General features: G+C 56.3%; 22 protein-coding genes and 1 other RNA gene. 15 read left to right on the top strand and 8 right to left on the bottom strand.

Annotated elements, in window-relative coordinates; all coding sequences use genetic code 11:
- Positions 1 to 167: 167 nt before the first annotated feature.
- On the top strand, positions 168 to 1,154 hold the full coding sequence (locus Z946_RS0106240) for an NAD(P)H-quinone oxidoreductase (RefSeq protein ID WP_025054868.1): 987 nt from the start codon (positions 168 to 170) through the stop codon (positions 1,152 to 1,154).
- Between the two features lie 38 nt (positions 1,155 to 1,192).
- Here Z946_RS0106240 and Z946_RS0106235 read toward each other — a convergent pair whose 3' ends face one another.
- Positions 1,193 to 1,828 carry a ribonuclease T2 family protein gene (locus Z946_RS0106235; protein ID WP_025054867.1) on the bottom strand — a complete coding sequence of 212 codons (636 nt, stop codon included), beginning with the start codon at positions 1,826 to 1,828 and terminating at the stop codon, positions 1,193 to 1,195.
- A 141-nt stretch (positions 1,829 to 1,969) separates the two neighbouring features.
- Between Z946_RS0106235 and Z946_RS0106230 the strand changes: the two genes are divergently transcribed.
- From Z946_RS0106230 to Z946_RS0106220, 3 genes are all read left to right on the top strand, one after another.
- Complete coding sequence (locus Z946_RS0106230; protein WP_025054866.1) at positions 1,970 to 2,737, top strand: DUF1013 domain-containing protein; 768 nt, start codon at positions 1,970 to 1,972, stop codon at positions 2,735 to 2,737.
- A gap of 102 nt (positions 2,738 to 2,839) precedes the next feature.
- A complete protein-coding gene (locus Z946_RS0106225) occupies positions 2,840 to 3,946 on the top strand; it encodes an endonuclease/exonuclease/phosphatase family protein (RefSeq protein WP_037969080.1) in 1,107 nt (368 codons plus the stop codon).
- Between the two features lie 253 nt (positions 3,947 to 4,199).
- Positions 4,200 to 5,387 carry a type III PLP-dependent enzyme gene (locus tag Z946_RS0106220; RefSeq protein WP_025054864.1) on the top strand — a complete coding sequence of 396 codons (1,188 nt, stop codon included), beginning with the start codon at positions 4,200 to 4,202 and terminating at the stop codon, positions 5,385 to 5,387.
- Between the two features lie 84 nt (positions 5,388 to 5,471).
- Here the strand turns inward: Z946_RS0106220 and recR are convergent, their stop codons facing one another.
- From recR to Z946_RS0106200, 4 genes are all read right to left on the bottom strand, one after another.
- Positions 5,472 to 6,065 (bottom strand): recombination mediator RecR, encoded by a 594-nt coding sequence (gene recR / locus Z946_RS0106215; protein ID WP_025054863.1) that lies wholly within the window; start codon positions 6,063 to 6,065, stop codon positions 5,472 to 5,474.
- 64 nt (positions 6,066 to 6,129) lie between these two features.
- The gene (locus tag Z946_RS0106210) at positions 6,130 to 6,474 is read right to left on the bottom strand and encodes a YbaB/EbfC family nucleoid-associated protein (protein WP_025054862.1); all 345 of its coding nucleotides are present in this window, start codon (positions 6,472 to 6,474) and stop codon (positions 6,130 to 6,132) included.
- A 51-nt stretch (positions 6,475 to 6,525) separates the two neighbouring features.
- Positions 6,526 to 8,277: a DNA polymerase III subunit gamma/tau gene (locus Z946_RS0106205; protein WP_025054861.1), complete on the bottom strand. Its 1,752-nt coding sequence runs from the start codon at positions 8,275 to 8,277 to the stop codon at positions 6,526 to 6,528.
- A 71-nt stretch (positions 8,278 to 8,348) separates the two neighbouring features.
- Complete coding sequence (locus tag Z946_RS0106200; protein WP_025054860.1) at positions 8,349 to 8,711, bottom strand: YidH family protein; 363 nt, start codon at positions 8,709 to 8,711, stop codon at positions 8,349 to 8,351.
- A gap of 64 nt (positions 8,712 to 8,775) precedes the next feature.
- Between Z946_RS0106200 and ypfJ the strand changes: the two genes are divergently transcribed.
- Both ypfJ and Z946_RS21950 read left to right on the top strand, forming a co-directional pair.
- Positions 8,776 to 9,618 carry a KPN_02809 family neutral zinc metallopeptidase gene (gene ypfJ / locus Z946_RS0106195; protein WP_025054859.1) on the top strand — a complete coding sequence of 281 codons (843 nt, stop codon included), beginning with the start codon at positions 8,776 to 8,778 and terminating at the stop codon, positions 9,616 to 9,618.
- Positions 9,615 to 9,965: a DUF6404 family protein gene (locus Z946_RS21950; RefSeq protein ID WP_025054858.1), complete on the top strand. Its 351-nt coding sequence runs from the start codon at positions 9,615 to 9,617 to the stop codon at positions 9,963 to 9,965. Before ypfJ ends, Z946_RS21950 begins: the two co-directional genes overlap by 4 nt.
- A gap of 68 nt (positions 9,966 to 10,033) precedes the next feature.
- On the opposite strand, the gene ffs is transcribed toward Z946_RS21950, so the two are convergent.
- Both ffs and Z946_RS0106185 read right to left on the bottom strand, forming a co-directional pair.
- Positions 10,034 to 10,131: signal recognition particle sRNA small type (ffs, locus tag Z946_RS21360), an RNA gene on the bottom strand.
- A 38-nt stretch (positions 10,132 to 10,169) separates the two neighbouring features.
- Positions 10,170 to 12,047 (bottom strand): 5'-nucleotidase C-terminal domain-containing protein, encoded by a 1,878-nt coding sequence (locus Z946_RS0106185; protein ID WP_081780784.1) that lies wholly within the window; start codon positions 12,045 to 12,047, stop codon positions 10,170 to 10,172.
- A 136-nt stretch (positions 12,048 to 12,183) separates the two neighbouring features.
- On the opposite strand from Z946_RS0106185, the gene nudC reads away from it, so the two are divergent.
- The 4 genes from nudC to Z946_RS0106165 all read left to right on the top strand — a co-directional run bounded on the left by nudC (position 12,184) and on the right by Z946_RS0106165 (position 15,172).
- Positions 12,184 to 13,152: an NAD(+) diphosphatase gene (gene nudC / locus Z946_RS0106180; protein ID WP_025054856.1), complete on the top strand. Its 969-nt coding sequence runs from the start codon at positions 12,184 to 12,186 to the stop codon at positions 13,150 to 13,152.
- Between the two features lie 63 nt (positions 13,153 to 13,215).
- Positions 13,216 to 13,683 carry an SRPBCC family protein gene (locus Z946_RS0106175; RefSeq protein ID WP_025054855.1) on the top strand — a complete coding sequence of 156 codons (468 nt, stop codon included), beginning with the start codon at positions 13,216 to 13,218 and terminating at the stop codon, positions 13,681 to 13,683.
- Between the two features lie 117 nt (positions 13,684 to 13,800).
- Positions 13,801 to 14,550: a helix-turn-helix transcriptional regulator gene (locus Z946_RS21010; protein ID WP_152540558.1), complete on the top strand. Its 750-nt coding sequence runs from the start codon at positions 13,801 to 13,803 to the stop codon at positions 14,548 to 14,550.
- 121 nt (positions 14,551 to 14,671) lie between these two features.
- On the top strand, positions 14,672 to 15,172 hold the full coding sequence (locus tag Z946_RS0106165) for a DUF995 domain-containing protein (RefSeq protein ID WP_025054853.1): 501 nt from the start codon (positions 14,672 to 14,674) through the stop codon (positions 15,170 to 15,172).
- A gap of 175 nt (positions 15,173 to 15,347) precedes the next feature.
- Here the strand turns inward: Z946_RS0106165 and Z946_RS0106160 are convergent, their stop codons facing one another.
- Positions 15,348 to 16,190, bottom strand: a complete 843-nt coding sequence (locus Z946_RS0106160) for a prephenate dehydratase (protein WP_025054852.1) — start codon at positions 16,188 to 16,190, stop codon at positions 15,348 to 15,350.
- Positions 16,191 to 16,315: 125 nt separating this feature from the next.
- On the opposite strand from Z946_RS0106160, the gene Z946_RS0106155 reads away from it, so the two are divergent.
- The 5 genes from Z946_RS0106155 to Z946_RS0106135 all read left to right on the top strand — a co-directional run bounded on the left by Z946_RS0106155 (position 16,316) and on the right by Z946_RS0106135 (position 22,672).
- Entirely contained in the window at positions 16,316 to 16,813 is a 498-nt protein-coding gene (locus Z946_RS0106155; protein WP_025054851.1) for a c-type cytochrome, read from the top strand.
- Between the two features lie 197 nt (positions 16,814 to 17,010).
- On the top strand, positions 17,011 to 18,894 hold the full coding sequence (locus Z946_RS0106150) for an extracellular solute-binding protein (protein WP_375782150.1): 1,884 nt from the start codon (positions 17,011 to 17,013) through the stop codon (positions 18,892 to 18,894).
- A 9-nt stretch (positions 18,895 to 18,903) separates the two neighbouring features.
- Complete coding sequence (locus Z946_RS0106145) at positions 18,904 to 19,989, top strand: microcin C ABC transporter permease YejB (RefSeq protein ID WP_025054849.1); 1,086 nt, start codon at positions 18,904 to 18,906, stop codon at positions 19,987 to 19,989.
- Positions 19,989 to 21,095 carry an ABC transporter permease gene (locus Z946_RS0106140; protein ID WP_025054848.1) on the top strand — a complete coding sequence of 369 codons (1,107 nt, stop codon included), beginning with the start codon at positions 19,989 to 19,991 and terminating at the stop codon, positions 21,093 to 21,095. The genes Z946_RS0106145 and Z946_RS0106140 overlap by 1 nt, the downstream gene beginning before the upstream one ends.
- Positions 21,092 to 22,672, top strand: coding sequence for an ABC transporter ATP-binding protein (locus tag Z946_RS0106135; RefSeq protein ID WP_025054847.1), 1,581 nt, complete (start codon positions 21,092 to 21,094; stop codon positions 22,670 to 22,672). The genes Z946_RS0106140 and Z946_RS0106135 overlap by 4 nt, the downstream gene beginning before the upstream one ends.
- Positions 22,673 to 22,720 lie beyond the last annotated feature (48 nt).

The raw sequence follows: 22,720 nt of genomic DNA, 5'->3' as shown, positions 1-22,720 counted from the left end.
TGTGCCATCTGAATGTCGACGGTAGAGTCATTTTGTGGAGGTCCGCCTGCTTGTTTCATGGCGTTCCTAGCAAACCCCTGCGGCAATAGAAACGTCTGCACTATCGACGTGCGTCTCGGTTCGCTAGCACCTAAGGTCGGGCCAAAGCACTAATGGAGGGTAGAACAATGAGTAAAACAATGCGCGCCGTAGAGATCAGCGAAGCCGGCGGACCGGAAGTCCTGAAAGTAGTAGAGCGCCCTATGCCTGAGCCAAAGCATGGGCAGGTCATTCTTAAAGTTGCTTACGCCGGTGTGAACCGCCCCGATGCATTGCAACGCGCCGGGCGCTATGCGCCACCGCCCACAGCCAGCGACTTGCCCGGCCTTGAAGCGTCGGGTGAAGTTGTCAGCGTGGGTGAGGGTGTATCGGAATTGTCCGTCGGAGATCAGGTTTGCGCCTTGTTGCCCGGTGGGGGGTACGCCGAATTTGTGGCCACACCTGCTGCACATTGCCTGCCCGTCCCGAAAGGTATGGGGATGAAAGAAGCCGCGTGCCTTCCAGAGACGTTCTTCACCGTTTGGTCCAACGTCTTTATGCGCGGCGGGCTGAAAGCAGGCGAACGTTTTCTGGTACACGGCGGATCATCCGGCATCGGGACAACAGCGATTCAGTTGGCCAAGGCTTTTGGTGCACGCGTGTTCGCGACCGCAGGATCAGACGAAAAATGCGCCGCCTGTGTCGATCTAGGAGCGGAAGCTGCAATCAACTACCGCGATACGGATTTTGTGGACGTGCTCAAGGCCGAAGGCGGTGCCGATCTGATCCTTGATATGGTGGGCGGTGATTATATTCCGCGCAATATCAACGCTTTGGCCGAAGATGGCAGGCTGGTTCAGATTGCGTTCCTGCAAGGCCCCAAGGTCGAGCTTAACTTTGCCCTGCTGATGACGAAGCGCCTGACAATGACCGGATCAACCTTGCGTCCGCAAAGCGATCTGGCCAAGGCGCAGATTGCGCAGGAATTGCGCGAGGCAGTCTGGCCATTGTTGGACACCGGCCGCATCGCGCCGGTCATGGACAGCGAATATGCCTTTGAGAATGCCAGTGACGCCCATGCGCGGATGGAAAGCAGCGGCCACATCGGTAAAATCGTACTCAAGGTCGGCGGTTGATCCCGGGCGACCGCTTCTGTTGCTGCCGGTGGGGTGCGTTACCTCACCGGCGCAAAGAGGGCGCGTTTAAGCGTGCAATCTCGGACCACATCCTGTCCGCAGGGCACAGGTTCTAGCGTTTTTGACAGGCAGATGCGGGTTTCCTGTATCTGCTTGCGTACGCAGGTGACAGTTATGCCATCCGCTTCCATATCAGGATTGGCCTTTAGAAACGCTTCCTCCACCACGGAGGCAGGCAGGGCAACTTCCTTGTCGAGTTTGCGGAAGATGTCGGGACGTTTGACGCGGGCATATGCCTCTCGTGACAGTGCATAGTAGTCTTCGGCGCTGAGATCAGTGCAGGTTCCGTGCTTGCGCCATTGATGCCATGCCAGACCACCTGTGCCCATGACATCTGCCATTTCGGCGGTCATCCGGCGCGAGGGCGCGCGTTTGGCGGTTTTGCAAAACGACGGATACCCGCGATGAAACTGTGGCCACAAGCCGTGCATGATCCAACCATGTCCTGTGCCCAGATCGCATTGCGGCGAATTACGCGCATCCCCTTCACGCAAACACCAGTTCGGCGACCAGCTGAGCGACAGTACAAAATAGTCAAAGTCGCCCGCGCGTTCGCCTTCGGCGCGCAAAGGCGAGACAGAAAATGCGAACAAGGCCACGATCAGGCCACGCATGAGAATCTTCATTGGGTCTTCCCTTATCATTCGCGTCTCACTATAAGGCCGCCAAGTTCCCCGACAATGGAAACCGTTCCGGCCCCCCGGGACAGCCCTTTCAGGCGACGGGAAAGTTGTGTTTCGATAGGAGATACCATTATGGCAAAACCGATTATGGCCAAAGCGACCGCCGTCTGGCTGGTCGACAATACGACAATCAGCTTCAAGCAGGTTGCTGACTTTGTCGGCATGCACGAGTTGGAAGTTCAGGGCATTGCGGACGGCGATGTCGCGCAAGGCGTCAAAGGATTTGACCCGATTGCCAACAATCAGTTGACGCAGGAAGAAATTGACGCGGCACAGGAAAACCCGTTGCACAAGCTGGCGCTGAAATTCAACGCAGCAGCACAGGGCGAAGAAAAGCGTCGCGGCCCGCGGTACACGCCATTGTCCAAGCGGCAGGACCGTCCTGCCTCAATCCTGTGGTTGGTAAAGTTCCACCCCGAACTGACTGATGGTCAGGTTGGCAAGTTGGTTGGCACGACCAAACCGACGATTCAGGCGATCCGTGAGCGCACGCACTGGAACATCTCTAACATTCAGCCGATTGATCCTGTGGCGCTGGGCCTGTGTAAGCAGTCCGAGTTGGACGCCGCAGTTCAAAAGGCCGCCGCCAAGAAGGCAGCCGCCGGCGAAGTCATGAGCGATGATGAACGTCGCAAGCTTGTCAGCACCGAGCAGAGCCTTGGTATGGAAGCGGAGCCAAAGATTCCGACAGCCATTGAAGGTCTGGAAACATTCACCTTGTCCGGTGAAGACGCGAACGAAGAAGACGACAAGGCCGACAGCGATTACCTTGACGCTGATAGCTTCTTTTCGCTGCCAGACGGTGAAAACGAGGTGGACGAGGACGAAAAATCTTCCTGATGTCCGGTCGAGACTAAATTTTATTTCGGTATTGAGGCGCAAAGGTGAACTTTGCGCCTTTTTCGTGCGTTAGAACACATAGACATAAATGGATAATTTGAAGTGACCCTGCTTTACTCGTTCCTGCTTTGGACGCTGGTTATCATTCTGGTGGTGGGCACAGTTGTACCGCTGAGCAAAATACAGTTCGGTGCGGTGCGGGGTTTTGAATTTCCGAAAGAGCAATACGTTGTTCTGGCGATATTCTTAGCTATCGGTCTTTGGTTCTTTGATCCGCTATGGCTTTCAGGTTACGGGATCATCGGGCTTTTGGTCATTGCGGCCGTGAACCTGATTTATATTGCCAAGTTTACGCCGATCTGGTCGCGTCAATCTCTCGATGCGAAAGAGCCGCTGAGGTCTGACCGGGACCGCACAGTCAGCGTCATTGCCGCGAATGTGAAAAAGTCCAATCGGGATTATGGTCGGCTGATTGATCTGGTTCGGGAAAAGAAACCAGACATCGTGCTTTCCATCGAGGTCGATCAGGACTGGATTGATGCATTGAAGGACGGGCTGGGAGCCGAGTACGAACATTGGATCGATGTGCCGTTGGACAGTGGCTATGGCATCTGCGTGATGTCGAAGCTGCCGATGACGGCCCCCGAAGTGCGCGAGTTGATTACCGATGGTGTGCCGTCCATTCGTGCCGAAATGCGATTGCGTGGGGGCGAGCGTTTCAGGCTCTATGTCGTACATCCGGAACCGCCAGTGATCGAGCAGGATACCAAAGGGCGTGACAGCGAAATCGCGCTGATCGGCCTTGAGGCAGCAGATGACGATTTGCCAACAATCGTCGCCGGTGACTTGAATGATGTGGCATGGTCTACCACAACGCGGCGTTTTCAACGGCTCTCGGGCTTGTTGGACCCTCGTGTCGGAAGGGGCTTTTATAATACATTCAGTGCAACCATGCCGTGGATGCGCTGGCCCTTGGACCACTTGTTCCACGATCCGCAGTTCAGGCTTGTTGAAATGGCACGCTTGCGCAAAATCGGGTCGGATCACTTTCCGATGTGGTTCGTTCTGGCGTTGGCGCGGACAGAGGCATCTAACGGGTCTGTGGGTGAAGCCGAGCCCGGCGAAGACGTGTCGGTCAAACGCATGATTGTCGAAGAGCGGAACCGCGAACGTGACGCCATCGGGACGGATTGGGAAGACGAGGATTAGGTCTTAGGCTACATATCCCCTTCGATTTGCCTGTGGCCGACATACTCTTTGGCCGTGCGTGGAAAAGAAACTTCGCCCACCCTCATTTTTTATCTTGTAAGAATCTCAAACTGGCGTAAATGCGGCCTACAGACGCCAACGCACGCGCCTCTGGCCGGTCGGTTCCGATACTGATTGACCCGCGTTTATGCAGCGACGGTAACGTCTCTTGAAATGACCTTTGGGGTGCTCCCGCCCCGCTTGCTCTTTGGAGATGACCATGAACGCACCTGTCACCGGCGCATTGCGCGCCGCTCTTCCTGTATTCGCATTCGATACTGATCCTGCTGCTGCATTCATTGCAGCAAATGATTTCGACCGCCCGACGCTGGTTGTCAGCCGTGCGCGTATCGCGGCGAAATACGACGCTCTGCACGACGGTCTTGGCCGCGCGCACATTCACTACGCAGTCAAAGCCAATCCAGCACCGCAGGTGATCCGCACACTGGTTAAAAAAGGTTCCGGCTTTGACTGCGCGTCGCGCGGCGAGATTGAGCTTTGCCTTGGACAAGGTGCACGGGTCGAAGACATCTCATTCGGCAATACGATCAAACGTGCTTCGGATGTTGCATTCGCGCACAACGTAGGCGTGACCTTGTTTGCTGCCGACAGCGAAGCAGAGCTGGAAAAAATCGCCAAACACGCCCCCGGAGCGCGGGTCTACATTCGCTTGATCGTCGAAAATTCATTGGCCGACTGGCCGCTGAGCCGCAAGTTCGGCTGTGCTGCCTCTTCATTGGCGGGTCTGCTCGACTATGCGCGTGATTTGGGTCTTGTGGCGTACGGTCTGTCCTTCCACGTCGGCTCCCAGACCCGCAAGTCGGAGTTCTGGAACCCCGTTCTGGATCAGGTCGCGCCACTTTGGCACGCAGCCCGTGCAGCCGGTCATGATCTGCAATTGCTGAACATCGGCGGCGGGTTCCCCGCGTTCTACGGTGAGCATATCGAAGCCCCCCGTCGCTATGCAGCGCGTGTGGTCGAGGCGATTGAAGCGCGTTTCGGCATGGTGCCTGAACTGATGGCAGAGCCCGGTCGCGGTCTGGTCGCAGACGCAGGTCACATTGCAGCCGAGGTAATGCTTGTGTCGCGTAAGTCCGCGGATGATATGCATCGCTGGGTCTATCTGGATATTGGCCGCTTTTCCGGCCTTGCGGAGACCGAAGGTGAAGCGATCCGCTATCAGATTGTAACGCCACATGATGGCGGCGATACAGGCCCTTGTGTACTGGCCGGTCCATCCTGTGACAGTGCGGACATTCTTTACGAGAACCGTCCCGTCAACCTTCCGCTTGCTCTAAGAGACGGGGATCGTGTACTTATCCGCAACTGTGGAGCCTACACCAGTTCTTACAGCTCTGTTGGGTTCAATGGATTTCCGCCGCTGGATGTGATCGTTCTCTAACGCTCAGCGTCGCGTCGGAACAGGCCGTCTGCTTTGGGAGGGGCAGGCGGCCGTCTTGTCAGAAGTGATGTTTCAAGAGATTGGTTAGACCGACTTGCGGGCACGCATGGCTGCTGAAATCGTGCCATCATCCAGATAATCCAGCTCACCGCCAATGGGCACACCCTGGGCAAGCGAGGTCAGACGCACTTGCCCGTCCAGCTGATCGGCGATGTAGTGCGCTGTGGTCTGCCCGTCGATGGTTGCGTTGAGGGCCAGAATGACTTCTGTGATACCTTCTGTGGCGACGCGGTCGATCAGACGGGGAATACGCAATTCCTGTGGACCGATCGCATCCAGAGCAGATAGCGTCCCGCCAAGCACGTGGTAGCGTCCCTTGAAGACAGAAGACCGTTCCATCGCCCAAAGATCAGCCACGTCTTCGACCACGCAAAGCTCACCATTGGCCCGCTTTTCGGAGGTGCAGATATCACAGATATCAGACGTGCCGACATTGCCGCAGTTAAGGCATTCCCGTGCCGTCGCCGCAACGGTCTGCATCAGATCGGCAAGTGGCGTAAGCAACAGCGCACGTTTGCGGATCAGATGCAGCACGGCTCGCCGCGCCGAGCGAGGCCCGAGACCCGGTAGCTTCGCCATCATTTCGATCAGGGCGTCGATATCTCGGGTTGAACTCAACTGTCGGCTTTCGTTGTGCGGGCGGGAGTGAGCTTATTGGCCAAGTGAAGCCGTAAAGTCGCGCTTAGAATGGCAGCTTCATATCAGCAGGAAGGCCCATGCCTTCTGTCAGCTTTGCCATTTCCTCCTGGGCGCGTTCCGTGGCCTTTGTCTGGGCGTCCTTGATCGCGGCAAGGATCAGGTCTTCGACAACTTCCTTGTCATCGCCATTGAAGATCGACGGATCAATGTCGAGACCCTTCAGTTCGCCCTTGGCTGTGCAGGTCGCTTTAACAAGACCGGCACCGCTCATGCCTTCGACCATGATGCTGGCCATGTCTTCTTGCATCTGGGCCATCTTGCCCTGCATCTCCTGCGCCTTTTTCATCATGCCGGCCATATCGCCAAGCGCACCTAGTCCTTTGAGCATCGTATTCTCCTGATTGCTTTAACCTATATATGCGGGCGTCCCCTTGCAGGATCAACCGTCCTCGAACGGATCCCACTCATCCTCGACTTCTGGCAGCGCTTCGCTGACAGCGTCGGCGGCAATTTGTTCGGGGGTGCGGATGGCTGTGATGCGTGCATTCGGGAATTTGGAGAGCACGGCCTGCATCATCGGATGATCTTGCGCGGAGGCACGCAGGGCGAGATCCTTGGCATCGCGTACTTCGGCAATCGTCTCGCTGCCGCCTTCATTCACGATGGACACGGCCCAGCGGTTACCGGTCCACCCTTGCAGCCGGTGACCCAATCGCTGCGCGAGATCGCGTGGCGCATCGTCGGTCGGGACAAATTCGATGCGCCCGGGCTGGTAGGCGGCAAGGCGCAGGCTTGTCTCCACCTCGACCAGCAGCTTGACGTCGCGATTGGCGCGGATCAACTCGACGACGTGTTCAAAGGTTGGAAACCGACCGAGGGCGGCCTCGACATCTTGAGCCACTGCCGTTGCCTGACCGTTGCCAGTCGGCGCGCTTTGCATGCGGGTCTGCGCTTGTTGGACCGCTTGGGCACCGCCCGATGGAGCAGAGGGTGAACCGCTGCCCGGCGCGGATGCGGAGGGCGGCGGTGGCGCGGTCTTGTTCAATTTGCGTACAAGCTCTTCGGGGCTTGGCAGGTCGGCTACATGGGTCAAACGGATGATTGCCATCTCGGCGGCCATCATCGCATTGGGAGCGGAGGCGACTTCGTCCAGTGCCTTGAGCAGCATCTGCCACAGCCGAGTGAGCACACGCATGGGCAAATCAGTTGCCATTTGTGTGCCGCGGCTGCGTTCTTCGGGTGAGATGGTCGGATCTTCGGCTGCATCGGGCGTGATTTTGACAACCGACACCCAATGCGTGATTTCTGCCAGATCGCGCAGTACCGCCATTGGATCGGCACCGTCCGCGTATTGGCCGCCGAGTTCTGTTAGTGCACCTGCGGCATCACCACGCAGGATCATATCAAAAAGATCAAGCACGCGGCCCCTGTCTGCCAGACCCAGCATCGCGCGGACCTGCATTGCAGTTGTCTCACCGGCACCGTGGCTGATTGCCTGGTCCAGCAGCGATGTGGCATCGCGGGCGGAACCTTCGGCGGCGCGTGTAATCAAGGCCAACGCATCATCGGCAATTTCCGCATTCTCGGCGGTCGCGATCTTGCGCATCAACGCGATCATCACCTCTGGCTCAATCCGGCGCAGATCAAAGCGTTGGCAACGTGACAGCACTGTCACCGGCACCTTGCGGATTTCTGTGGTGGCGAAGATAAATTTGACATGCTCGGGCGGCTCTTCCAGCGTTTTGAGCAGCGCGTTGAAGGCCCCTGTCGACAGCATGTGCACTTCGTCGATGATATAGACTTTGTAGCGGGCCGAGGCCGCGCGGTAGTGTACGCTGTCGATAATTTCGCGAATGTTCGCGACACCGGTATTCGATGCGGCGTCCATCTCCATCACGTCGACATGACGGCCTTCCATAATGGCAGTGCAATGCTCGCAAACGCCGCACGGTTCTGTCGTGGGGCCACCATTGCCGTCTTCGCCAATGCAATTCATACCCTTGGCAATGATCCGCGCCGTGGTTGTTTTGCCGGTGCCGCGGATGCCCGTCATGATAAAGGCTTGTGCGATCCTGTCAGCCTCGAACGCGTTTTTCAGCGTGCGCACCATCGCATCCTGCCCGACCAGGTCTGCAAAGGTTTCAGGCCGGTATTTACGGGCAAATACCTGATAGGCGGCGGTGTCGGACATGGGGGCTCCGGGAAGCTGGGATTCGGATCAGGAGGGCAGGGTATGCCCTTGAGGTGGACAGGTAAACCGCTTCAGAGCGCCCAGAGGATCGCACCGACCGACAAAGCACCGAAACTAAAGACCAAAGCGAGGCTTCTTATGCGTTTAAGCGGCTGCGCGTAGGCTTCGTTTTCGTTCAGGCGGCTCAGGGTCTGGCAGGCGGAGCTTTGTGCCGCCCAAAAAATATAAACCGCCGTAATGATAAAGATCGATGCAACCGCTTTGGCGGCCCATGTCGGCTCAAATTCGCCAAAGACGGCACGCAGGCCAACAGCGACCGCGACAGAGGCCATGCCGGTTCTCATCCAGCCCGCGAACGTCCGTTCATTTGCAAGAATGGTACGGTCCTCAGCCCAATTGGTGCGATTTTCGGCGAGTTCATTGTTATTTGTCATTGAACCATTGTGTGATTTGCGCGTTCGGCTGACAATAGGGCAATGAATAAAAGGGGAGGCTGCGATGCGGCTTAAGGGAATTAGACGCAGCCGGAACGTGGAAGTGCGCGGCGGAAGCGGCGGTCGCCGCATGGGCGGCAAGGCTGGCGGGTTGGGCATGGTTGGCGTTCTGGCGGTTCTGGCCATCGGATACTTTACGGGCATTGATGTCAGCCCGCTTTTGCAAAGCGGAGGTCAGACGCAGCAAAGTGTGCCATCAAGCCAGGCCAGCAGCGAAGCTACCGAATTTTCCGCGCGGGTGTTGGCCACAACCGAAGATGTCTGGACGCAGGTCTTCCGCGATCAGCTTGGACGTGAATATGTGCCACCTCAGTTGGTCGTCTTTTCCGGTGTCACGCAAAGCCCCTGTGGGGGAGCATCTGGTGCGACTGGACCGTTCTACTGCCCGGCAGATAGCAAAGCTTATCTTGATACGAGCTTTTTTGATATGTTGAGCCAGCGCATGGGCGCAGGCGGTGACTTTGCCGCGGCTTACGTGATCGCCCACGAGGTCGCGCACCACGTTCAGAATCAGCTCGACATCCTGCCCAAAGTGAACGCTGCCCGCCAAAGGGCGACGGAAACCGAGGCCAATCTTCTGACCGTTAAGCTGGAACTGATGGCTGATTGCCTTTCCGGTGTTTGGGCGCGGAATGTACAGGGGCTGATGGAACGCGGTGATTTGCAAGAAGCACTAAATGCTGCGCGTAAAATCGGCGATGATCACCTGCAAAGGCAGGCGGGCAGGGTCCCCCAGCCGCACACATTCACGCACGGTACGTCCGAACAACGGGCAAGCTGGTTTGCACGTGGCTACGAGACGGGATCGGTGGGCCAGTGTGACACTTTTGCAGCTCAGCAACTATGAGCGAACACGACCGCAAATTTGATGCTGCCCTGACAGAGCTAGCTCAGACAGGCATACGCCAAAGTAATTTCAGGCCGCCATTGCTGAGGCTACAGCGGCGCATGGGCTGGCTTGTGAAGCCGCCCCATTATGCGCCCTTCTGGCGTGTAGTGCTTGGGTACGCTCTTTGGTTCGGTCCGGTTTGGGGACCTTTGATGTGGTTCCTGACATGGCGGGCACAGGGGCACGGGTTGGTTGCGGCCCTCGTGGCGTCAGTCTGTGCAGGCCTGCTTTTCGGGGTGCTCATGGCGATCTATTACAGGCGGTCGCGCAGCAGAAATAAGTTGAGCTCTTGGGACGATCTATAATTAGGGGAGAGATAGTTCGGCAGCGCCTTTAGCGAAAGCCGCGTTCGCGCCCGTCCGCAAAGACGCGATGGTGAGAGATTGATAACGACCCAAGCGGGACTCGTTACGGCTGCTTCCTTCCGGATCTGACCGGGTTGGCGAGGCGCCTGCCCGCACCAACCTCTCAATCGTCGATATAGGATGGGAGCGCGCAGAGTGCAAGTCTCACAAGGTCAACTGGATAGCGGCGAAACCCTCCGCGTCGATGTTTAAAAATCTCGGCGCAAGACATGCAATTTCATTGAGATAGGGCAATGCTTCGGGCGATGTACGAAGCACCGCACGCGTTTCCTGAGGCACATCGAACTGCCAGGGTGCTGTGTCTGCAAACGGTGTTTCGGTTTGGTGCGGTTGCTTCAGAAGGTCCTCAAGCGCATCTGACACCAGCATTTTGGCGTGATGCACGATAGCGCTGTCTTGAAAATGCTGGCCCCCTCCGCCCCCCGACGCACGAAAAAGATTGGTCGCGAGAATGAAGTCCTGCCGGTCCGTGACAGTTGTGTTTGCGTATTTCAATGACGTCAGCCGGTGCCCGTCCATGCGCGTGGGATCAACAGAATAGGTCAGCCCGAAAATCGTATCGAACTCAAATGTCGGGCGATCTTCGCAGATCAGGGATTGCTTGTCCGCTTTCGGGTCCAGCCGGTGATAAACACTCAGGCTGTGCTCAAGCCATTCCCGGAGCTCAACGCCGGTAAGGTGCAATGCGCAGATTTCGTTGGCGAAGGGGCTGAGACCGGTCAGATGCCGCCGCATGACTGGACCTTTGGGAATGTGCAAAAAGTGGTCAGGTCCCGCGCGTCCTCCGGCGGTATGCGCGGCGGTGGCGGCAAGAAGCGGCAGATTGCCTTCGGGCGTACCTTGAAGGGCCGCGCGCACGACCTGTGCTTTGGCGCGGGCCAATAAGATCGTCGTATTTGTTGGAGCGGCCAGGCTAAAGAAATTATGCAGCGGTACGGGGGTGTGTCCGATCTCCGTTTCAAGCTCGTTGCGGGTACGCGTATGTGCAGGAGCGCAAATTTCAGCGATAGCAGGATCGGGAAGGACGTTAGCCGAATTGGGCCGCAGCTCATTTTCGAACTGTTCTATCCGCCATTTTCCATCCGGCAAGCACCGCAGATGCAGATCGAGAACTGCCAGATCGGAGGCATCGAAACCGGGCATTGCGGCAGGACGGCATGCAAGGGTGCCGCGGACCTCGTCAACGTCCCGCATTCCGGCGTGATCAAATCCCGGAAGACGCCTGTGGGTATGGCCCGCGATGATCGCATCCACACCCTCCACACGGGCCAGATCGAGCGCATCGTCCGCAAGCGCGTTCTTGGGTTTGATATCGCCCACTCCGAGATGTGCCAGCAGGATGACGATATCGGCACCTTTGCCGCGCACGCGCGTGACAGCCTGCTCCAATGCTCTTCTCGGCGGATGCACTTGCCCCGTTCCCGCAAGGGAGGCTTTATTCCATTGTGCTGTCCGGTCCGGCAAAACAGACAAAACCCCGATCTGCAGGGTTTGGGGCAGGCCATGATCCGTAACAGACAGGAGGCAGGGCAAAATGACTTCGCGCACGAAGGGTCCCTGCCTGAACAGTTCAAGATTGGTGGCAATGACAGGCACCTTCGTCTGCGCAGCAATCGCGATGGGATAGTCGAGGCCATGATCAAGGTCATGATTTCCCAGACCAATGGCATCGTAGTTCATTTCCTCAAGGCAGCGGACCACAGGATGGCGGGCCGTAACAGGAAGGCGCGCGCAGGTGTCACCGATGGCCGCACCTTGTATAAGATCGCCGTTGTCTAACAATAGACACGTTGAGCCATCCGCTGCGGCTTCGGCACGCGCTTCCGCAATCAACGTGGCCAGCCCGGCCAAACCATGATGGCGCAGCGGTTTGTCGCGGACATAATTGTGGCCTAGAAATTGCATATGCACATCAGTGGTCGCCAAGACTCTTAAGTTCAAAAACGTTCGGGACCCGTGTGACGCTGTCCCGGTCAGGACCTGACGGGTTAGTCTATCAGGATGCCGATGATCGTCTTTCATCTGAGTCGCTCAACCTTTGATTGTTTAATATAACACCAGAACAACCTGAATAGATCAAGAGCTTCACCAGCCCGCATTGTGCCTCCGCCAAAGATGCAACAGAAAGGGCGAACAGCTTGAATTCGAAGGACAGCACATGCGGCATGCGGAAGAAGTAACATTTGGTGGATCAGCGCTCGACCGGGCCGGTGAAGTACGCAGTAATCCCGATGTCATCAAATTCATGCTCCGTGCCGGCGACACGAAGGCTGTCATTTTCTGGCGGGGCAAGCCGCTGATCTCGCCACAGCGACCGGCGTCTTTAGTGCGTTTGTCGTTGGACCACCCGGTGCTGGCCGATGCAGAGGCGGACCCGATATTGTTGGGACGCGAAGATGGCGCGGCTGTGTTTGCCTTTGATCTGTCCAAATGGGCACCCGACGGTCTGGACGAAGAAGGCATGGGAAGCTTCCTTGATCCAAGTGAACAGCGGCATCCGGCACTATCTGAAGAGATGGTTTTCGCCGAATTGCGCCGTGTTATGACTTGGCTGACTCCACGTGATGCAGAACTTGCCGCGACGGGAAAAGCAATTATCGGCTGGCACGATATCCACGGGTACTGCGCCAAATGCGGGGCACCCACAATCGTGACGCAGGCCGGATGGCAACGCAGTTGCCCTACATGCCGCGCCAGCCATTTCCCGCGTACCGATCCGGTGGTGATCATGCTGATCACACATGGCAACTCTGTCCTAATGGGACGTTCGCCCGGCTGGCCGCAAGGTATGTACTCGCTGCTGGCTGGATTTGTTGAGCCCGGAGAGACACTTGAGGCCGCGGTACGCCGTGAGGTTTTTGAAGAAGCGGGCGTGCGCGTGGGCGCGGTTAACTATCTCGCTAGTCAGCCATGGCCCTTTCCCGCTTCGTTAATGTTTGGCTGTCAGGGTGAAGCGACAAGTACTGATATTTCTATCGATCCGGTCGAAATCGAAGATGCACAGTGGGTCACCAGAGAGGAAATGATGGAGGTGTTTGCCGGTAATCATGTGTCAATACTACCTGCACGCAAAGGGGCAATTGCACACTTTTTACTAGAAAATTGGCTTGCAGATACGTTGGAATGACGCGAGAATTGGTTAATTAAAGGTTAACGCAGATAAGTGGACTGAGGGCAGCAAGGCAAAAAGATGAAGTTTTCGACCAACGAAGACATAGAAGCACCAATCGACGCGGTGTTCGAGATGTTATGTGATTTTGAAGGGTTTGAACGCTCTGCGATGCGTCGCGGTGCAGAGGTGCAGCGCGTCGATCGCCTGCCGAAACCCGGCGTTGGTATGACGTGGCAGGCGCGTTTTGATCTACGCGGCAAGAGACGTGAAATGGAACTCGAGATGGTGACCTTTGACCGTCCGAACGAGATCGTACTCGAGAGTACATCACCGGGTATGTTGGGCACTACAAGTTTTGAACTGATTGGCCTTTCGCGCAGCCGGACGCGGGTGCGGGTGGAACTGGAAATCAAACCACTGACGTTGAGCACGCGTTTGCTTGTCCAGTCGCTGAAACTCGCAAAGAACTCTTTGACCAAGAAATTCAAGCTGCGGATCGCTGAATACGCGAAAGGCATGGAAGACCGTTATTCCCGACAAGCCTGATGCGCTTTAACCGGTCTGCATAAAGAACGGCAAATACACTCTTACTGTATCCTTAAGTTTGTGATCCCGATATGATGCGTGGACCCAGCCGGTTTTGCGCAGAAATTATTGGACGGTATGAACCTAACCTCAGAGAACTTTGTCGAATTCGTCACAGTCATTTCGAAAAGACTTCAGCAGTATGACGATGCCGAACGCATTTGGGAAACCGCAAATACGATCAATGATGAGTTAGGTGGCACGGCGCTGAATGTTGCGGTGACATTGGGAAATGGCGGCGGCATAGCGTGGGCCAGATCATCAATGAGCGACGAATGGCTCGGCCGGTACGAAGAGGCGGGCTATTCCGCAATCGACCCATTTGTTCACTCGTTATTGGCGGGTGAGCCGGAGGTAATGGTGGATTGTGGTACACTTGACCCGTCCGATCCTGCATATCGTCTTAATCACGATCTTAAGGCGTACGGATACGGCTCGCTGTTTGCGACCGCATGGAGCAGTCCGACGAATGATGCCCGTGCGATGATCGTCTATTGCGCGTCCGACCGCCTTGCTGATGTGGAAATCCGGATCGGGTTGGACCGATTGCGGATCATCCACGCAATTTTTGCTTCACATATGTCGGTTCCAGGGGATTTGTCCAAGAAGGGGTTCCTGAACGTCGGGACTGCTCCGCTCACCCCAAGGGAACGCGATATTCTCAGCCTGTTGGCGCGGGGGCTAAGGAATGATCAGATCGCATTCAAGGCGCAGATCGCAGAGGTCACGGTGCGCAAGCATCTCACAGTCATCCGCAGCAAGTTGCAGGCATCGACGCGCGAACAGGCAATCGCCATCGCAGTCAAGCAGGGCTTGATCACACCCTAAACCGTATCGGATTCGATAGCTTGTCTCATGCGGCCGGATCGCATGATGTGGTGCTGTTCAGACAGCTGCTAATGCCCCGACTAAGGAGCGTTTCAGCGAAAACTTGCGAGGGACTTCGGTCATGTATTTCAGAAAATCAATTTATCTGGTCGGATTTGTGGCCGCGACGACGTTCGGTGCAACAACGCTTCACGCAGATCCGAAACCGAAAAACACCAAGGCTACAGATAGTCAGACGGTTGCGAATTTCTATGCGGGCACTAGCCGCCTCTGGAAATCCTGCAAGCCGGGCGGTGTATACCTTGGCGGCGGCTGGGAGGCGCAAGCCTATTGCAAGAGGAAAAGTGAATCCGTGAGCGTCGGAAAATGGTCTGTAAAGCGCGGCGTCCTGTGCATTGATCTTGTTCATTACTGGCAACAAGGTGACGGTGTTGGATCAAAACCGAACGACGACCGGGAATGCATAGCGCACATCACGGATGCAGACGGCCAAATCTGGCGGAGCTGGAACGACGATGGTGACTGGTGGCGTTTACAGGCGGTCAAAGACGACAAAGGCGCAGCCAAGGGCTTCAAGCTTAAGTCTAAGGTCACACGGTTGAGAAAGAAGCTTGGCGTTTGACAGTATGAATTAGGATCAGGGCGATCATTAGGCGTCCTGCTTGCGTGAGGAAGGTTGCCTCCCAGAACACGTATTGGATGTGTTGGGCAACTTTCCCGGCAAAAGAAAGACCCGTTGCTACCTCGGCGACGGGTCTTTTTCTCTTTTCAGAAAGGCCTGTTGGAATTGGGCCGTGTCAGCCCCGACCAGGGTGCGCGGGATACACGCCCAGTATATCCAGCATGTTCGTGAAATAACCCAACTCGTCCAGCGCGCGTTTGACGTTCTCGTCTTCCGGATGCCCTTCGATGTCCGCATAGAACTGCGTCGCGGTAAATGAGCCGCCGACCATATAGCTTTCCAGCTTGGTCATGTTGACGCCGTTGGTGGCAAAGCCACCCATTGCCTTATAAAGCGCCGCGGGGATGTTGCGGACCTCAAAGACAAACGTGGTCAACATTTTGTCCCCCCGACGGGTCAGGTCGATCTTCGGGGCCATCAACAGAAAGCGGGTCGTGTTATGGTCCAGGTCTTCGATGTCACGGGCCAGCACCTCCAACCCGTGAATGTCAGCGGCGACCTCGCTTGCCAGCACACCTTCTGTTGACCCGTCGTTCAGGGCCAGTTCTTCTGCGGCACCGGCACTGTCTGCCGCGGCTTCAAAAGTGATCCCTTTCGTATCCAGATAGCTGCGTGCCTGTGGCAGCAGGACCATGTGCGCGCGAACGTGTTTTACGTCCTTCAGTGCCACACCGGGGCGCGCCATCAAGGCAATGCGCACGCGAACGAATGCTTCGGCGACGATGTGCAAGCCGCTCTCCGGCAGCAAGCGGTGGATGTCTGCCACACGGCCGTAAGTCGTGTTCTCGACCGGCAGCATTGCCAGATCGGCGCGACCTTCCCGCACGGCGCGGATCACACCTTCAAATGTCGTGCAAGGGACGGGAATCATATCGGGTCGCGCTTGCAGGCAAGCCTCGTGACTATAGGCTCCCAAAGCGCCCTGAAACGCGATGCGCGGCGTATCTGTGTCGGACATCTGACCAATCCTTGATATTTTGCGCCCCTTGGGCGTTTCGTCGCGGTAACTACACCTTGCTTGCAGGCAGGGAAAGCAATAGATACCCGCATGAAAAAGCCTCAATAAAGATACGGACCAAATCTATGTTCGACACAATGACACTCACAAAAATCGGTGCTGGCCTGTTCGGCGCTTGGCTCATCTTGCTGCTTGGAAAGTGGGGCGCAGAAGAGCTGTACCACGCCGAAGCACATGGCGAGCAGTCATATGTGATTGAAGTCGCCGGTGCCGAAGAGGCCGAGCCCGAAGAAGAAATCGACGTGATGGCGCTGATGGCCGAAGCGGATATCAGCAAAGGCGAAGGCGTTTTCCGTAAGTGTTCAGCGTGCCACAAGGTTGACGGCACCGACGGTGTTGGCCCTCACCTGAACGGTGTTGTTGGTCGCGACGTCGCTTCGGTTGACGGTTTCGGGTACTCCGGCGCGCTGACATCTTTGGAAGGTGATTGGACAGAAGAGGCTCTGTTCGGCTTCCTGCTTAACCCCAAAGGTTATGCGCCTGGCACGACAATGGGCTTTGCCGGTCTGAAAAAGCCAGCGGACAAGGTGAATGTCATCGCCTATCTGCAAAGCCTGAACTAATTCACAGACGTACTCGACGAAAAAGCCGCCCTTCGGGGCGGTTTTTTTGTGCGTGTTTCAATAGATAACATATTCGCAACTTGTCTCTTGGCACGCCTCGCCGTTAGCTTACATCAACAGACAAGTTGAGATTGTTGCAAAGGATGTGCCTGATGAACCGATCAACGACCCAAGCGATGAGCCGTTCAAGCAAGGGAATGCACTGGATGCACTGGATGGCCTTTGCGGCCTTCGGTGCGGCATCGGTTTGGGCCGGGGCGACATCCGCCCAAGAGGAAACGATCAAAAGCCACGGCTATTCGTTCTTTGGTGAGCTGTCATATGATGCGGATTACCCCCATTTCAGCTATGTGAACCCGGATGCCCCCAAGGGTGGTGAAATCTCTATCGCGACGTTGGGCACGTTTGATTCTATGAACCCCTATACCCGCAAGGGGCGGGGCGGTGCCTTGGCCACCGTCATGTACGAAAGCCTTTTGGGTGAAGGCGTCAATGTGCAGGCTCCTGCCGACGTCTATGCCGAATACTACTGCCTGCTGTGCGAGACGCTCGAATACGATGTCGATAAGAACTGGGTCATCTTCTACATGCGCCCCGAGGCACGGTTTTCTGACGGGACACCGGTAACGGCACATGATGTCGCCTTCAGCCAGCAGTTGATTCTTGATCAGGGTCTGAAATCCTATGCGGATGCGGTCAGTAAACGCATCCAGAACATCGAAGTCATCGATGACCACACCATCAAATACGAATTCACTCCGGGCATCTCGCGCCGCAGCCTTATCGAAGTGGTCGGCGGCATGTCTGTGTGGTCCAAGAAATGGTATGAGGAAACAGGCGCGCGTCTGGACGAAAGCCGTTTGGAAACCTCGCCTGGCTCCGGGGCATATATGATCGACGAAATCGACGTGAACCGCCGGATCTTGTATAAACGGAACCCGGATTATTGGGGCAATGATTTGCCTTTCAACCAAGGTCGCAACAACTTTGACAAGATCAGGGTTGAATACTTCGGCGATGAAAACTCCGCCTTTGAGGCGTTTAAGGCGGGCGAATATACCTTCCGAAATGAGGGTAACTCGAAGCAATGGGCGTCAGCCTATGATTTCCCAAAGGTGAAGAACGGCCAGATCATCAAGGACGAAATCCCTGATGGTGCACCTCCTACGCCAGTTGGTATCGTCTTCAACCTCGGGCGGGAGGTCCTCAAGGACCGCCGCGTCAGGGAAGCGGTCGCCTTGGGGTTCAACTTTGAATGGACCAATGAATCGCTGCAGTACGGTCTTTTCAAGCAACGCGCGTCCTTCAATCAGGATACACCCTTGATGGCCCAAGGTGTGCCGGAAGGCGACGAATTGGCATTCCTGCAATCGCTGGGCGATTTGGTGCCCGCAGAGTTGTTGAGCGAGGAAGTACGGATGCCGCACACCTCCAGCGCGACCCGTCTGCTGGACCGGCGCAATGCCCGTGCCGCGGCAAAGCTGCTGGACGATGCTGGGTGGGCCGTCGGCAGCGATGGCATGCGACGTGATGAAACCGGCGCACCTTTGCGTCTGACCTTTCTGATGAACTCTTCAGGGTCAGCGACATTGTCGGCGGTGGTTGAAAACTTCATGTCCAACCTGCGCGCGATGGGCGTGGATGCAGTGCTCGAGCGTGTGGATGCATCGCAATACACCGCACGCGAACGGGATCGCGACTATGACATGGTATTTGACCAGTATATCCCGTTTCTAAGCACCGGTGGCGGCCTGCAACAGGTTTACGGATCGGAGGCGGCGTCTTACTCGCTTTTCAACCCTGCCGGTCTGGCCAGCCCGTTGGTTGATGAAATCATTGAAGCCTCACAGCGTGCGACCTCAAAAGAAGAAACCGATACGACGTTGATCGCACTCGATCGTGCATTGCGGCACGAATTCTTTATGATCCCTGTCTGGTACAACGATGTGCACTGGACTGCTTACTATAACCAGTACGAGCGCCCCGAAGAAATACCGGCCTACGGTTTGGGATACCTCGATTTTTGGTGGTACAACGCCGATAAAGGTGCCGCGTTGCGTGCCGATGGCGCGCTGAGGTAATCCGCACCCATGGGCGCCTACATTCTTCGACGGCTTTTGCTGATCATCCCCACTCTTGTCGGGATCATGCTTATTAACTTTGCCTTGGTTCAATTCGTCCCCGGTGGGCCGGTCGAACAGGCCATCGCCCGTATTCAGGGTGGCGGTGATGTCTTTGGCGGCTTTGCCGGTGCAGGCAATGATGCGGGCAACGCCGAGCTTGAAACCAACGACAGTTATGTTGGTGCCCGTGGTTTGCCACCCGAATTCATCGAAGAGCTCGAGAAAGAGTTCGGCTTTGACAAGCCACCGGTTGAACGCTTCCTGAACATGATGTGGAACTACATGCGCTTCGATTTCGGAGAGAGCTATTTCCGCTCCATCAGCGTGATTGATCTGATCAAGGAAAAGCTGCCCGTCTCGATTACACTGGGGCTTTGGTCGACCTTGATTGCCTATCTGGTGTCGATCCCACTAGGCATCCGCAAAGCGGTGAAAGACGGCAGTAGCTTTGACACGTGGACGTCTGGTGCCATTATCGCGGCATATGCGATCCCCGGTTTTCTGTTTGCGATTCTGCTGTTGGTGCTTTTTGCGGGCGGGTCCTATTACCAGATTTTCCCGCTACGGGGGCTGACCTCTGATAACTTCGACCAGCTTAGCCCTCTGGGTAAGGTCGCGGATTATTTCTGGCACATCACGCTGCCGGTTCTGGCCTCCACGATCAGTGCCTTTGCGACGCTGACCTTGCTGACGAAAAACAGCTTTCTGGACGAGATCAAGAAACACTACGTGATGACTGCCCGCGCCAAAGGGTTGTCAGAACGCGCTGTGCTTTACGGTCATGTGTTCCGCAACGCCATGCTGATCGTGATTGCGGGTTTTCCGGCGGTGTTCATCGGTGTGTTCTTTGGCGGCTCTCTGATAATTGAGACGATCTTCTCGCTTGATGGTCTGGGGCGTCTGGGGTTTGAAGCGGCGGTTGCCCGCGATTACCCGATTGTTTTTGGCACGCTATTCATCTTTGGCCTTATCGGGCTGGTCGTCGGCATCTTGTCTGACCTGATGTATGTGCTTGTTGATCCCCGCATCGATTTTGAGCGGAGGGAGGGCTGATGGCTTTGTCCCCGCTAAATGCACGCCGTTGGCGCAACTTCAAAAAGAACAAGCGTGCCTACTGGTCGCTTTGGATTTTCGCGGTCCTCTTCGGCATTTCGCTTTGCGCTGAATTCGTAGCGAACGACAAACCGATCCTCGTGAATTATCGAGGCGATTATTATATGCCGATCTTCAATTTCTACGCCGAGACGGAGTTCGGCGGCGATTTCCAGACCGAAGCTGTCTATCGCGATCCGGAAGTGAAGTGCTTGATCGAGACGGGCGGGCTTGAGCTGTGTTTCGATGACCCGGAAGGATATATCGAAGACGCGCAGGATGGTCTGATCGAGGGCGAGGAGATTGCCAAAGGTTGGGCAATCTGGCCGATCATCCCGTACAGTTTTAACACTGCCGTGGACCGTCCCGGCGCGGCCCCGCTGCCGCCCAATGCGCAGAACTGGCTGGGGACAGACGGCACCAAACGCGATGTGATGGCACGGGTCATCCACGGTTTCCGCCTGTCGATTCTGTTTACCCTTATTGTTACGGGTCTTGCGTCGATCATCGGGATCATCGCGGGGGCGGTGCAGGGGTTCTTTGGTGGATGGCTTGATCTCATTTTCCAACGGATCATCGAAATCTGGTCCTCCACGCCGTCACTATATGTCATCATCATCATGTTCGCGATTTTGGGACGCAGTTTCTGGCTGCTTGTATTCCTTTTGGTGCTCTTCAGTTGGACATCCCTGGTGGGTGTGGTCCGTGCCGAATTCTTGCGCGCGCGAAATCTGGAATACGTGCGCGCCGCGCGGGCGCTGGGTGTGGGCAATACCACCATCATGTTCCGCCACATGCTCCCCAACGCGATGGTGGCGACCCTTACGATGCTGCCGTTCATCATCACCGGTACGATCAGCACGCTCGCGATCCTTGATTTTCTGGGCTTCGGTCTGCCGTCTTCTGCGCCGTCACTGGGCGAGCTGACGTTGCAGGCGAAACAGAACCTTCAGGCTCCTTGGCTTGCCTTCACGGCCTTCTTTACCTTTGCGATCATGCTGTCCCTGCTGGTGTTTATCTTTGAAGGCATTCGCGATGCCTTCGATCCGAGAAAGACGTTTTCATGACTGCACTGCTGGATGTGCGCGATTTGCGCGTGGGCTTTCGTCAGGACGGTCAGGTCACGCAGGCCGTCAAAGGTGTGTCCTTTCACGTTGAGCGCGGCGAGACCGTTGCGCTGGTAGGCGAATCCGGCTCTGGCAAATCTGTCTCGGCCTTGTCGACTGTGTCTCTCTTGGGGGACAGCGCCGAAGTGTCCGGTTCTGTCACATACGAGGGTCAGCAGATGATCGGCGCGGATGAGGCGCTGTTGCGCAAGGTGCGTGGCAACGACATCAGCTTTATCTTCCAGGAGCCGATGACATCGCTCAACCCGCTACACACAATTGAAAAGCAGTTGGGTGAAAGCCTTGCCTTACATCAGGGGCTTGCCGGTGCTGCCGCGCGCGCACGTATCCTAGAGCTGATGGAGAAGGTCGGCATCAACGACGCAGAAAGCCGTCTGGGTGCCTATCCGCACCAGCTATCTGGCGGCCAACGCCAGCGTGTCATGATCGCAATGGCGCTAGCAAACAAGCCTGACGTCCTGATCGCGGATGAGCCGACAACAGCGTTGGATGTCACCATTCAGGCGCAAATTCTGGACCTGCTGAAAGAATTGAAAGACAGCGAAGGCATGGGGCTTCTGTTCATTACCCATGACCTTGGGATTGTGCGGCGCATTGCTGATCGTGTGTGTGTGATGCAGCATGGTGAGATCGTAGAGCAGGGACCAACCACCGAGATTTTCGACAATCCGCAGCACCCCTATACCATCAAACTGCTGAGTGCGGAGCCGACGGGCCAACCTGATCCCGTACCAGCAGATGCGCCAGAGATTGTGAGCACCGAACATCTCAAGGTGTGGTTTCCGATCCAGCAAGGTTTGCTGCGGCGGACTGTGGGCCATGTGAAAGCGGTGAATGATGCGACGATATCTGTCCGTGCAGGCGAAACGCTGGGCATAGTGGGCGAAAGCGGCTCGGGCAAAACCACGATGGCGCTTGCCATCATGCGATTGATTGCCTCCGAAGGGGGCATCACCTTTATGGATCAGGACGTGCGCCAGTGGTCTACCCGGCAATTGCGCCGCCTACGCTCGGAAATGCAAATTGTGTTTCAAGACCCCTTCGGGTCGCTCTCCCCGCGCATGACCTGCTTTCAGATCATATCTGAAGGGCTCGGCATTCACGGTGTCGATAAAGGCACGGATCAACGCGTTCTGGTCCACGAGGTAATGGTCGAAGTTGGTCTCGACCCCGGAACGATGGACCGCTATCCGCACGAGTTTTCCGGTGGCCAGAGGCAGCGTATCGCGATTGCGCGCGCTATGGTCCTACGTCCAAAGCTCTTGGTTCTGGATGAGCCTACATCAGCTCTCGATATGACGGTGCAAGTTCAGATTGTTGAGCTGCTGCGCGATCTGCAGGTAAAATACGGGCTGGCGTACCTGTTCATCAGTCACGACCTCAAAGTGGTGCGCGCGATGTCGCACAAAGTTATGGTGATGAAGCGTGGGGATGTGGTTGAATATGGCGATGCGGCTGATCTTTATGAGCGGCCCAAGTCGGATTATACGCGAACGCTTTTGCAAGCCGCGACCTGACACACCGCCCGCGCATGTGTTGATCTATATCATTTAGACCGGCGACAT

It is taken from the genome of Sulfitobacter noctilucicola (assembly GCF_000622385.1).
Taxonomy (GTDB): Bacteria; Pseudomonadota; Alphaproteobacteria; order Rhodobacterales; family Rhodobacteraceae; genus Sulfitobacter; species Sulfitobacter noctilucicola.
This window is presented reverse-complemented; position numbering and strand designations above follow the sequence as displayed.